This window comes from Paenibacillus sp. PsM32, assembly GCF_030433815.1.
Lineage (GTDB): Bacteria > Bacillota > Bacilli > Paenibacillales > Paenibacillaceae > Saccharibacillus > Saccharibacillus kyungheensis.
Window position 1 is genome coordinate 22848 of the sequence record NZ_JARUWY010000003.1, and the last position, 13581, is coordinate 36428.

At 38.6% G+C, this 13581-nt stretch carries 7 protein-coding genes; 6 read left to right on the plus strand and 1 reads right to left on the minus strand.

Features of this window, described 5'->3' with window-relative positions; all coding sequences use genetic code 11:
- Nucleotides 1–44 precede the first annotated feature (44 nt).
- Together QCD85_RS08145 and QCD85_RS08150 are read left to right on the plus strand one after the other, a co-directional pair.
- On the plus strand, nucleotides 45–977 hold the full coding sequence (locus tag QCD85_RS08145; protein WP_274170034.1) for a LysR family transcriptional regulator: 933 nt from the start codon (nucleotides 45–47) through the stop codon (nucleotides 975–977).
- 23 nt (nucleotides 978–1000) lie between these two features.
- On the plus strand, nucleotides 1001–2128 hold the full coding sequence (locus tag QCD85_RS08150) for a 5-methyltetrahydropteroyltriglutamate--homocysteine S-methyltransferase (RefSeq protein ID WP_274170033.1): 1128 nt from the start codon (nucleotides 1001–1003) through the stop codon (nucleotides 2126–2128).
- A 145-nt stretch (nucleotides 2129–2273) separates the two neighbouring features.
- On the opposite strand, the gene QCD85_RS08155 is transcribed toward QCD85_RS08150, so the two are convergent.
- Complete coding sequence (locus tag QCD85_RS08155; protein WP_301262243.1) at nucleotides 2274–3005, minus strand: spermidine synthase; 732 nt, start codon at nucleotides 3003–3005, stop codon at nucleotides 2274–2276.
- 171 nt (nucleotides 3006–3176) lie between these two features.
- Between QCD85_RS08155 and QCD85_RS08160 the strand changes: the two genes are divergently transcribed.
- From QCD85_RS08160 to QCD85_RS08175, 4 genes are all read left to right on the plus strand, one after another.
- Entirely contained in the window at nucleotides 3177–3416 is a 240-nt protein-coding gene (locus QCD85_RS08160; protein ID WP_273616142.1) for a YkuS family protein, read from the plus strand.
- Between the two features lie 454 nt (nucleotides 3417–3870).
- On the plus strand, nucleotides 3871–7131 hold the full coding sequence (gene fabD, locus QCD85_RS08165) for an ACP S-malonyltransferase (protein ID WP_301262244.1): 3261 nt from the start codon (nucleotides 3871–3873) through the stop codon (nucleotides 7129–7131).
- A gap of 34 nt (nucleotides 7132–7165) precedes the next feature.
- Entirely contained in the window at nucleotides 7166–8407 is a 1242-nt protein-coding gene (locus QCD85_RS08170; RefSeq protein ID WP_301262245.1) for an FAD-dependent oxidoreductase, read from the plus strand.
- A gap of 20 nt (nucleotides 8408–8427) precedes the next feature.
- On the plus strand, nucleotides 8428–13575 hold the full coding sequence (locus tag QCD85_RS08175) for an SDR family NAD(P)-dependent oxidoreductase (protein WP_301262246.1): 5148 nt from the start codon (nucleotides 8428–8430) through the stop codon (nucleotides 13573–13575).
- Nucleotides 13576–13581: the final 6 nt, after the last annotated feature.

Here is a 13581-nt window from a genome sequence, read left to right on the forward strand (position 1 = left end):
ATCGTATCATTATATTGAAAAAGGATGGATAAGGAGGAATACGGTTGACATTGCAGCAGCTACGGTATGCGATCGAAATTGCGAATTGCGGTTCGATGAATGAAGCAGCCAAACGTCTTTTTATTTCTCAACCGAGCCTTTCCAACGCGATTAAAGAACTTGAAAATGAGTTAGGCATTACTATCTTTGATCGTACCAATCGAGGAATTAGTATTTCTATCGATGGAATGGAGTTTCTCGGTTATGCACGTCAGATCATTGAGCAGACAGAACTGATCGAAAACCGGTATCATGGTAAAAATCGTACACAAATTCATTTTTCGGTATCTACACAACATTATGCGTTTGTGGTAGATGCGTTTGTCAAATTGATGAAGCAAAGTGATGTAAATGAATACAGTTTTCATTTACGAGAAACACAGACGTATCCGATTATTGAAGATGTGCGTTCTTTGCGTAGTGATATCGGCATTTTGTATATTAATGAACGTAACTTCAAAGTGATGAATAAGCTTTTTAGTGATGGTAATCTGAAATTTACCCCTTTGTTTAACACGAGTCCGCATATTCTGATTCATAGCAGACATCCATTAGCTAATCAAGAAACAGTGAAGATGGAGGACTTGTCGGGCTTTCCGTACATTACGTTTGAACAGGGAGTTAACAATTCATTACACTTTTCTGAAGAAATGCTCAGTATTCGAAGCAATGAAAAAAGTATTAAAGTAAGCGACCGCGCTACATTATCTAATCTATTAATGGGTACAGATGGATATACGATCGGGACAGGTATTCTTGTGTCTGAACTTAATGGACATCAGTTAATCTCGATACCTGTTGAAACCAATGAAACAGTAACGATTGGCTGGATTGCTCATAAAGATCGACAACCTAGTGAAATAACAGCTCAATATATCGAATTACTTAATGATATGATTTCTCAGAACTTACTTGATCTGAATCAGTTCTTATTATGATTACACTTATACAGGAGGATTCTATGCTCAATCCAGTCATTGGTACCAAACGAAACAAGCCTCCTTTTCGCTATGATATTGTTGGAAGCTTTTTAAGACCGGACGATCTGAAAGATGCTCGTCTACAGTATGAACAAGGTGAAATGAATGCCGAGCAATTATCGGTTATCGAATATGCAGAAATTGCTCAATTGGTAGACAAGCAAAAAGCTTTAGGATTGCAAGTGATTACAGATGGAGAATTTCATCGTTCCTGGTGGCATTTAGATTTCTTTCTCGGTATTCAAGGTACTCAGAAGATCTATCTCAATCAGGGGACAGGTGGACAAGATAGCAAAACACGCACAGAAAGTTTTCAAATTGTAGATAAAATCTCTTTTGCACATCATCCCATGTTAGCGCACTTTCGTGAATTGCAACAATTAGCAGGAGATCATATTGCCAAAATGACGATTCCTTCGCCGGCATTATTTCATTTTGTAGAGCATTATAACGGCAATGATGTGTATTCTGATCAAGAAGAGTTGTTTGCTGATATTATCAAAGTTTATCAACAAGCGATTCAAGCGTTTTATGATGCAGGTTGTCGTTATTTACAATTAGATGATACTACATGGGGGACACTGTGTAGTGGCAGACATCGGGTACACTTGCGTAGTCGAGGACTTGATCCAGATCAATTAGCTGAAGACTATGTACGCTTAATCAATGAAAGTATAGCTCATCGTCCAGATGATATGGTGATTGCGCTTCATGTATGTCGGGGCAATCTGCGCTCAACATGGTTTGCCGCAGGTGGTTATGAACCGATTGCTGAGACTTTATTTGCTCAGGCACAAGTTGATGCTTTTTTTCTTGAATATGATAATGAACGTTCAGGAGGATTTGAGCCATTACGCTTTATCCAAGATCAATTTGTAGTACTCGGTCTAGTCACAACCAAACATGGTGGACTTGAAAGTAAAGAAATGCTCAAAACCAGAATAGCCGAAGCCGCGCAAGTAGTTAATCTTAACCAACTCTGTCTAAGCACCCAATGTGGATTTGCTTCCACAGAAGAAGGTAATATGTTAACAGAAGAAGAACAGTGGGATAAGATTCGTCTAGTGATCGAAACAGCTAATGAAGTATGGACACAGCCTAGTTCTTAATTTGAAGGGTAACGGAAGATTGTAGTGAAGCTCAGCATGCTAAGATTTAGGCTCATATTAACATGACTATCAGTAGGGTAGAAATAAATAAAAAGGACTTGCTATCATACATCGAGCAGGTCCTTTTTTGGTGTATCTATCACTTTTATTCATCTTCAATAATATAACCCTGTCCAAGTGACTTGCTCTCAAAACCAGCCATATGACGACCTTGATAGCGTATAGGTTGATGACCGGCTATAATAATCATATTTTGCGTATCAGATGTTCCTTCAGCCGGAAGAGCAAAACACTCGATATAGGTATACACTTCACACAATGTAGTGTATATCGCATTAATGATCCGATCATGATTAGCTTTACCAATCAGATTAATCATCAAATATCCTGTATCGTGTAACTTGGTAGCGGTCATTTGAAAAAACGATCTAGAGATTAAATGTTGAGGAGTGCCTGCTGTCGTAAAAGCGTCTAAAATAATATAATCATACTGGTGATCATTTTCAGCCGATAATAATACTCTTCCGTCTCCGATCTGGACATTATCCAGTGTGTAATAAAAATAAGTCTGACTTAGCTCAAGCACCAGCGGATCAATTTCAGCAATGCGAAATGACTTGGTCGGATAGTGACTCGCAATCGTTCCTATGCCATGCCCGATAACAAAGACATCTTGAAACTCTGAATTGTTAAGCTCCATCAGATGAATCATGGCACGCGGATACTCAAATAGAATCCGATCAGGATGCTGAAGATCAATCGCACCCTGTATGTCTTCATTAGCAAATTGAAGAATCCGAAAACATCCTTTTTCATTATAAAACTCATTAGTCTCATATACAGAAAGTTGATTTTCTTTTTGAAATAATAGTTGCAAGATAGTATGCTCCTTACTGAATTAAGTGATCAAATGTATGGCGGAAAAAGGATAAATAAACACTCTATAATCATAACAAATTGTGCAATATGGTTCATTATACATATAGTTGGTGAATCATAGAATAGAACAAGCTAACATTAAAAAAATATACTTTTGGAGGTTACCATCATGGCTAAAATTGCTGTCGAAAAACCATTTGACGATATTAAAGAAGTATTGGAAGGAAAAGGTCATCAAGTTGATCTTGTAAATAGTGATCAAGAACTTAAAGGATACGACGTTGGTGTAGTTCGTGTCCAAAATGATGGCGATACAGGATTGTATGATTTCCCGATCGTGAGTGTAGAAGGTTCATCTATCGATGAAGTAGTTGCACAAGTAGAACGCTATCTCGAACTATCTAAATAAGCAATCAATAGATTTAATAACCAACTGATCCTTTATACAAAGGGTCAGTTTTTTTGTTCACTTTTGCTGCTTATTGACACGTACAATCGTTTGTCTTATATTGTTAACTAACATACTAAAACTATTATTTTTTCATAATATGCAAATAAATGGATATAGAAAATATCGAATTTTATTTAGGTATTATTAAGTTTACATCAAATGTTAAATCGCTTTAAGTTACCCATTTTACACAAAAAGACATTTACTTAACAGGCAAGTTATTTTATCTTTAATTATAGCGAATCTTTTGATGATATCTAATCGTTGTTTCGGCACGTTACATAAAATCAAAAGAAAATATGTAAAAAATTTCGTAGTGTACATAACAGTAGACGACCTGGGAGAGCTATGCCTTCGAGGGCGTTTTGTCTCAAAATCAAGCCAATCAACCAACATAGACGGGAGGTAGCAGATGAATAAAAAAAACGTACTTATGTTTTCTGGTCAAGGTTCTCAATATTATCAAATGGGAAAAAAGTTATTTGATCAAGATCAGCAGTATCGTCAGATTATGCTTGATTTGGACAAAATAGCGATAGATATGATAGATATTTCTATTGTACATACGATTTACAATAATGAGTTTCGGAATAGTCCGCAATTCACACGTACGTTGCTAACTCATCCCGCTATTTTTATGGTTGAATATGCACTGGCGCAAGTATTAATCACACGCGGTATCCAAGTCGATTATGTGTTGGGCAGTAGCCTGGGTGAATTTGCAGCGGCTACTATTGCAGGTGTATTCGATGCTTCTACCGCTCTTACATGTGTTATTCAGCAAGCAAAATGCTTTGAACAATATAGTTCGTCCGGGTCTATGTTAACTGTGTTATCTTCTGTTGCTATCTATGATCAACTACCACAAATACAATATTGTACACTGGTGTCCGTCAGCTATGATGGGCATTTTGTTATTTCTGGACCTGTAGAGAAATTAGCATCTATTCAGAAATATCTAGCTCAGCAATCGATTGCTTGTCAGTTACTCCCAGTATCGTTTGCTTTTCATTCATCTGCGATTGATTCAGCAAAGCCATCTTATTTATCATTTTTAAAAACGATATCATTTCAAAAGCCAACATTGCCTTATTTGTCGTGTATGCAAGGAGGTCTCGTTACAGCGATTCAACCTGATCATTTCTGGCAAGTAGCAAGGCAACCTATTTTATTTCAACAAACTGTTCGAGAGAGTGAATCTTTAGGGTCACATCTGTATATCGACAGTAGCCCTGGTGGTACATTATCAGCTCTGGTCAAACGCAATCTAGATACTTATTCGTTATCATCTACATCTAGCATCCTAGCGCCTGCTGGAGATGAGATAGTGAATATAGAGCGTCTGTGCAATCAAATAAATAGTGATGATGATTCAACACCTTATTCATCTGTACCGTCTCAATCACAAGGAGGAGAAAAGCTTATGAGAGCATATGTATTTCCAGGGCAGGGTTCACAATTTAAAGGTATGGGCAAAGAATATTTTGCTGAATTTCCAGATTTGGTTGCTCAAGCTGATCAAATCTTGGGTTATTCGATCGAAGAACTTTGTCTGAACGATCCTCAAAAACAAATCGGACATACAGCTTTTACTCAACCTGCATTATATGTTGTAAATGCACTGATGTATTACAGCATGATCAAAAAGAATAACATTCCTGATTACGTGGCTGGACATAGTCTAGGCGAATTTAATGCATTATTAGCAGCAGGGGTATTTGATTTTGCAACAGGTCTAAAAATTGTACAATACCGTGGCGCACTTATGGGAGAAGCTAGCGGTGGCGCAATGGCAGCGATTGTCGGATTAGATCAGAGCAATATCGAACGAATTGTCAAAGAGCACAGATTCCATACTATCGATATAGCGAATCTCAATACTCCTTCACAGATTGTGATCTCTGGTCCTAAAGATGATCTGGTACAAGCACAAGCGATATTTGAACAACAGGGGGCTACGAACTATGTAATGCTCAAAGTCAGTGCAGCGTTTCACTCTAGATATATGGCAACTGTACAGCAGAAATTTGCAGCGTATCTGGATCAATTTGATTTCAATATGCCTGCTATTCCTGTTATTTCAAATGTATATGCTAGACCTTATCAATCTAACAATCTGCATGAATGTATGGTTCAACAAATTACTTCGTCAGTACAGTGGACAGATAGTATACGTTATCTGATGGGAAAAGAAGTAAGCGAAATTATCCAAGTCGGCCCTGGAAAAGCAGTCACTAATATGGTGGCAGCGATTCAGCGGGATGCCAGCCCCTTAATTTTAGAAGAAGCTACGGTAGAACAACCGCATGAAGTGAATGTACCAACCGTACATCGTTATGATGCTTCTACACTGGGTTGCAATGAATTTAAAAAAGAATACAATCTCAAATTGGCTTATATTGCAGGGGGAATGTATGGCGGCATAGCGTCTGTATCTATGGTGAGTACATTGGCTAGCTACGGTTGCCTTGCTTTTCTAGGAACCGGTGGATTAACGATGGAACGGATTGAAGCAGACATTATTGCTATCCAGCAAACTCTTCAGCATAGAGAGTCATACGGGGTTAACTTTTTACATAATCAAGTTCAACCAGATATAGAACAACAATTGGTTGAACTTTTGTTAAAACATCAAGTGAATATTATAGAAGCCAAAGGATTTTTAACGATAACACCAGCGCTTGTGTATTACCGGGTATCTGGATTATCGCTTGATTCGAACAGTGAAATAAAAACAGCTCATCGCATTATTGCTAAATGTTCACGTCCAGAGATAGCGACTTTATTTATGAGCCCGCCACCTCAACATATAGTGGATCAATTGGTACAAAGCCGACATATTACAGCAGAACAAGCTCAATGGGCAAAACAGATCCCGATGGCAGATGATATCTGTGCAGAAGCAGATTCAGGGGGTTATACCGATAGTGCAGTCATGATGACGTTGTTGCCATCGTTGTTAAGCCTTCGAACAGCAATCATGAAGCAGTACTCCTATCGTCGAAAAATAAGAATAGGCGCTGCTGGAGGGATCGGTACACCTGAAGCAGCAGCGGCGGTGTTCGTGATGGGAGCCGATTTTATTTTGACAGGATCGATTAATCAATGCACGGTCGAAGCCGGAACCAGTGCGATGGTCAAAGAATTGCTTCAGCAGATCAATGTCCAAGATACCGAATATGCACCTGCTGGAGAAATGTTCGAATTGGGAGCTAAAGTACAGGTGCTAAAAAAGGGATTGTATTTCCCGGCACGTGCAAACAAATTGTATGAATTGTATCGCCAGTATAATGCGATTGAAGAGATAGATGAGAAGACGAAAACAAGGTTACAAGAACAGTATTTCAAAAAGAGTTTTACCGATATTTATGCTGATGTTAAACAAACGTATAGCTCGCAAGAGATTGAGCGTGCAGAACGTAATCCCAAAGCTAAAATGGCGTTATTATTCAAATGGTATTTTACGTATTCTACCGAATTGGCATTACGTGGTGATCGGGACTCCAAAGTAGATTATCAAGTCTATTGCGGACCGGCATTAGGTGCTTTTAATCAGTGGGTACAAGGTACTCTGCTAGAGCACTGGCAACAAAGACATGTAGACCAAATCGCAGACAAGTTAATGAAAGAGACTGCCGATTTATTAAATCATCGCTTGCTTCATAGCTTTTAACTACAACTTATTCTAGTGCGAAGGAGCCAAATGAATGCAGATAAATACAGATGTATTGATTGTCGGTGGTGGAATAGCAGGTGTCTCATTAGCTCTGGCGATGGGCAAAAAAGGTCATGATGTGACTCTAGTAGAACGGGTAAAGCAATTTAAGCCTATCCCTAAAGGGGACTTTCTACAGCCAGTGACGATAGAGTTGTTAAAAGGATTGGATGTTCTTCCGGAAATCCGTAAACACTGCGCGCTAGTCACCAAAGTTCATTATGGAACAGTAGGCGGGATACGCTGCTTTTCAGGAGATTACAGTACGATGGATATTCCTATTCAATATGCACTAAATGGAGATCATCATAAAATTCATGAAAGTATATTTAATGCAGCAATCGCGCTTCCTAATGTTCACTTCTATGCTGGAGTGAATGCTCAACAGTTATTATACGATAATGGAAAAGTCATCGGGCTCGAAGCAACAACCGATGGAGAACCAATGACTATTCATAGCAAAGTTGTAGTAGGATCAGATGGCATTAAGTCGAAGATTCGAGAACAGCTAGGGCTCAAACACCATTTATATCCTTACGAAGAGAAAAAAGCTAAAATGTTTGCTTTTACTTTTCATATGGATGAAGATCCACCAGCAGAAGCCAGTTTCTTTTTTGGAAGTGGCGTAAGCTGTGGAGTATTTCCATTGCCTAATAAGCGTACACGTGTATATCTCGCCCTTCGTAAAGAGCTGTGGCAGAATATCAAAGATGATGGGATTGATTCGTTACGCCAATTACTGCTATCGCTTTGTCCGCATCTTCAGCAGGAATTAACACAGATAACAGATTTTAAACAAGTTCAGTCGATTCCGGCATTTTATCTAGATACAGATAAATGGGCGGTAGATGGAGCTGTTCTGTTGGGGGATGCTTGTCATGCATTAAGTCCTGCACTGGGGCAAGGAATGAATCTGGCGATTCAAGGTGCTATGGAGCTTAGTGAAACGTTGACTACAGCATTATCGACTGAAAATTATTCGGAGTCAATGTTGCGTTCTTATGAAAAGAAAAGACGTAAATATGTAAAATTAATTCAGCAAAATAGCACAGCTCATACGTTCTGCTGGTTTGTTAAAAATAGTTCGTTTATCAAATTACGCAATGCGGCTTTTCGCCGGATGGGTCGTTGTCCGAATCTTCTAGAAGCTCAAATGCTAACAACATCGGGATATAGTGATAAGTCACCATCGTTTTCCTATTTACTTCGTTTTGCAGGTATTATGAAACCTTAATTTGACGGAGGTGAAGAGTAATGGAATCGAAAAGAGCCGATATTGCTATTGTAGGGATATCTTGTCGTTTTCCCGGTGCGAATGGGTATGAGGAATTTTGGAACAATCTCGAAGCAGGAGTCAATTCTATTCAAGAAATCCCCGCCGATCGTTGGAATATTCAAGACTATTACTCTGCCGATGTACTGGAAGCAGGCAAAACCAATAGTAAATGGTGTGGAGCGATCGATCATGTGTATGATTTTGATCATCGGTTTTTCAATATTTCGCCACGTGAGGTAAACAACATGGACCCTCAGCAACGATTATTGCTAGAGGAAACATGGCATTGTATTGAAGATTCAGGTATTCCATTATCACTATTGCAACAACAAATCACTTCGGTCTACGCAGGTATTATGTCGGCTGATTATTTACAAGAGATCAGCAGTCTGGATCAGCAAGACATCGATAGTTACGCTTGTCTAGGTACATATGAAAGTCTGTTAACCAATCGAATATCATACATTTTGAATTTAAAAGGAATAAGTATGCCTATTAATGCAGCTTGTGCTTCATCACTGGTGGCTGTCCATGAAGCCAGACGTGCATTAATTCATGGTGATTGTGATTATGCTATCGCTTCGGCTGTGAATCTAAATCTTCATCCTATGAAATATGTTTCTTTTGCTCAATCTCGAATGCTTAGTTCAGATGGTCAATGCAAAACATTTGATCAACAAGCGAATGGGTATGTGCCTGGCGATGGGGTTGCAGTCCTTTTGTTACAACGACTAGATCAAGCGGTAGCAGATGGAAATCATATCTATGGAGTTATTCGGGGATCGGCTGTGAATCATGTCGGGAAAAGCGTTTCTTTAACTGCTCCCAAAATGGAATCTCAACAACAAGTTATACAAGCCGCTTATCAATCTGCTGGTGTAAAAGCATCGACTATCAATTATATTGAGGCTCACGGTACAGGTACATCGCTAGGCGATCCGATAGAGATCGAAGCTTTAACTCAAGCGTTTCGGACAGATACTTCAGATAAGGGATATTGTCAGATTGGTTCGGTCAAAACCAATATCGGACATCTGGAAAGTGCAGCTGGAATGGCTGGGATCATTAAAGTGTTAATGATGATGAAGCACCAAAAGATACCGGCTTCTCTAAATATCCAAACACTGAATCCGATGATCGATTTTGACTCTACTCCATTTCAAGTCACTACAAAATGTAGTGTATGGGAACGAATCGATACAGATCAACCTTTGCGAGCAGGAGTAAGTTCTTTTGGATTTGGCGGTGTTAATTCTCATATTTTGTTGGAAGAATATACACCTGATCCTGTTCATGAGGTTGTAGAATCACCAATCTCTACACCTGATACTCAATTCATTCTATTATCTGCCAAAACGATTCAAAGTCTTGAGCAATTGATTGACCATTGGAAAAACTGGATCGAGCATATCGAGGAAAAAGAGTATTCATTTCATGATATATGTAGAACACTTTTACATGGCAGAGAATCTTTTGCTTATCGAGTAGGCAGTATCGTATCTTCTATCAGCGATATCAAGAAATGGCTACAAACGGCTGCTTCTCATATTATCAAAGCAGATCAACCGTATTGGAGCTTGGATACAACATGCTTATCATGGAGAGGTTATGCTGATATTCAATCAAGTTCTATCTATAGTTCTCTGTATAAGCACAAACAAGAAGAAACGTTAAATATTCTTCGACAAATTACCCAAGATCCTAATCAAACTGAAGGCTATTATCAAGAAGTATGGCTTGATAAAGATATCGAATTATATACATTTATAAGCGGATACAGTTATGCTTGTGCATTCATTGAAGTAAGCACATTACCAGAACTCGTGACTGCATTTGGAAAAGGAACATGGATTGGTCTTGCTATTAGTGAAGTTTTACCTATCCCAACGATTATGAATCTGTTACTTCATCAAGCAAATCAAGAAGAGATGGTGCTTAATAGACCTTCTATTCCTTTATATACAGGGAATCATACCTATATCGCACCTTTAGTATGGGATGCTGCATATGTTCAATATCTATCCAATCAATTATCAGAACTTGCGCAATATGAGCAGATATCACGTATTCAGGAAGAACATATCAGCAAAGCAAAATTGTTATACGCTCATCAGTATACGTTTAGATCATTGCTAGAGGAATGGAATAAGATTATACAAGAAAAATATAAAATCGATATTATAAAATGGATGATTGAAGATAAACCAATGACATGTGATTATCCAATCGCTCAGATCAATATGATGATACTGTTAAGTATTGTGTATTCCTTACGCAAATTGAAACAAAAATGGAATCTATCCGAGCGATATACTTTTGATCATAAAGCTTGGCAAGAATGTATAGATTTATTAGATGATGAGATGCTTAGCAAGCAAGACGCATTGGAACTTATTATGCATACTAATCTGGATGCTGAGCGTATAGCCTATTCATTGTCGCAACAACCAAATCAAATCAATAAACAACATGATTATTCTATACTTTATGCGCATAATCATACGCTTACTGAAATAGATCATCCTTCTGACTGGTTGTCGCACCTGGTGTATACAGAAGATAAGTCATCTGCATTGGAAGAAGAACTACTTGCAGATCACATGATAACTAACAAACAATGTGTTATCCATTTAAACGGTTCTTATACAGAACAGTTATTACAATTGTGGCTACATGGCATTGATATTCGCTGGGATGTATTTTACAAAAATCAATCTTACACCAAAGTGAGCTTACCTTTATATGCCTTTCAACGTACTACATTTCGACTGCAAGTCAATACCAAAACAAAGCAAAAATCGATACAAAATGAGATGACTTCACATCCGATGGTACAGCAAAATCAACCGACAGCAGATCGTATTGCTTTTCGATCTACATTTACAGGAGAAGAATTCTTTTTGTGGGATCATCGGGTACAAGGGGTTGCTGTGCTACCTGGTGTAGCTTATTTGGAAATGGCTGTTGTAGCTCTTCAAAAAGCGAGCGGGATGTTAACAAAAGTTCAGACTGGCTTTGTCTTGAACTATGTAACATGGACACAACCTATCTATGTTACAGACCAACCCATTGATGTACACATCTATCTGTATTCAGCAACACAGGAACAATTACGTTATGAGATTGCTATAGAGCATGATGATTCTAGTCTTTCTGTATGTGGTCATGGCATGGTTATGCTGAAGAACTATTCGGAATCTCAGCTATTAACTATTGATCCTGAAGAACTTCAGCAGTTAGCTACACAACAACAATGGGATGCTACAACTTGCTATCACCAACTGGATCAATGGGGTCTGAACTATGGTGATAGTCATCAAGGTATCGATTATGTATGGATAGATAAGCAACAAGCCGTAGCCAAAATAAAGCTGCCAGCGAAAATAGAAACTACGCTATCCGATTATATATTGCATCCGGCGATGCTCGACTCGGCATTACAAGTTACTATTTTATTTACAATGTCTCAACAGGATACGCATTTGAAAGGAAAACCTCAGTTACCTTTTGCTTTGGGAGAGTTAGAGTATATTCAAGCTTGTACGACGACAATGTGGGTATGTATTCGTTGGAGCGAAGGCAGTAGTGCTCAAGACAAAGTGCAAAAGTTAGATATAGATCTTTATAATGATTCGGGTCAACTATGTATACGCATATCAAAATATACAGCTAGAACATTAGAAGGACAATTATTAGAGTCATCCCGAGTACCTACACCGACTAAATTACCTGAACAGGTAACCATGTTTGCACCGGTATGGGATACCTTATCAGTAGATGAAATTGTAAGCCTAGATCATACTGCAATACATCAACAAAAAATGCTGGTGATAGGAAGTTCTGATTTGGAGTGGATCGCTCTTTCTTCTAATTATCCGAACGCTATACGCTGGGAATGGAAAACAGATCAGACTATTGAGTCTATCTATCAGTCGTTACTTCTTTATGGTCAGATCGATCATATAGTATGGATAGCTTCTGATCTTCCATCAGATGTGACTCATAGTGAAACGATTATATATGGACAAGAACAAGGTGTGATTCAGCTTTTTCGTCTAATCAAAAGTTTATTTCAACACCATGATGATCGTCATGTATTGGAATGGACGATAGTCACTATGAATACGCAACGGGTATCGCCTTCTGAACAAGTTAAACCTATTCATAGCAGCATTCACGGCTTAATAGGTTCACTGGCTAAAGAAATAAAAAATTGGCATTTTCGTGTAGTTGATCTTGAACAGACAGAGGCGATAGACTGGCAACTTGTTTTTTCATTACCACCTCATCCTGATGGTGATGTGATAAGTTATCGTAGATCACAGTGGCATCAACAGCAACTTATTCCGGTACAGTATACAGCTATTCAACACACTGCTTATCGTAAAAATGGTGTGTATATAGTGATCGGTGGTGCAGGAGGGATCGGCGAAGTATGGAGCGAGTACATGATACGCCATTATCAAGCAAAGATTATTTGGATCGGTAGACGTGATATCAATGAACAGATTGAAGCAAGCTTACATCATTTAGCACAGTATGGCACAGCACCTGAATATATCAGTGCAGATGCAGCTGATCCAGATGATCTGGAAAGAGTCTATCAAGAAATCATCAAGCGTTATCCTCAGATTAACGGTGTTATCCATGCAGCAATTTCTTTATTAGACAACACACTGATGCAGATGGATGAAGAGCGGTTTCGAGGAGCGTTGACAGCCAAAGTGAATGTGTGTGCCAGTATAGAACATGTATTTCAAAAAGTTAATCTTGATTTTGTGTTGTTTTTTTCTTCAATCAATGCATTTGCTAAGCCAGCAGGTCAAAGTAATTATGCAGCAGGATGTACGTTTAAAGACACATTTGCGCAATATCTAGCCACTCGTTGGACATGTGCTGTCAAAGTCATGAATTGGGGATATTGGGGAAGTGTAGGCACAGTAGCATCAAGAAACTATCGTGAACGTATGCTCAAACAGGGAATCGGTTCGATTGAACCTCAAGAGGCGATGCAAGCATTAGAATGGTTGCTTGTTTCTCCATCTCAACAGATAGGGCTAATCAAACAAGTAGATGAACGCAATGTGTATCATATTAATGAAGAAGAACTAATGATTGTACAATGATCAGAA

Bases quoted from the DNA above. Each gene is read 5' to 3' on its own strand.
- QCD85_RS08150 (WP_274170033.1), top strand. From the start codon at position 1,001: ATGCTCAATCCAGTCATTGGTACCAAACGAAACAAGCCTCCTTTTCGC.
- QCD85_RS08160 (WP_273616142.1), top strand. From the start codon at position 3,177: ATGGCTAAAATTGCTGTCGAAAAACCATTTGACGATATTAAAGAAGTA.
- fabD (WP_301262244.1), top strand. From the start codon at position 3,871: ATGAATAAAAAAAACGTACTTATGTTTTCTGGTCAAGGTTCTCAATAT.
- QCD85_RS08170 (WP_301262245.1), top strand. From the start codon at position 7,166: ATGCAGATAAATACAGATGTATTGATTGTCGGTGGTGGAATAGCAGGT.
- QCD85_RS08175 (WP_301262246.1), top strand. From the start codon at position 8,428: ATGGAATCGAAAAGAGCCGATATTGCTATTGTAGGGATATCTTGTCGT.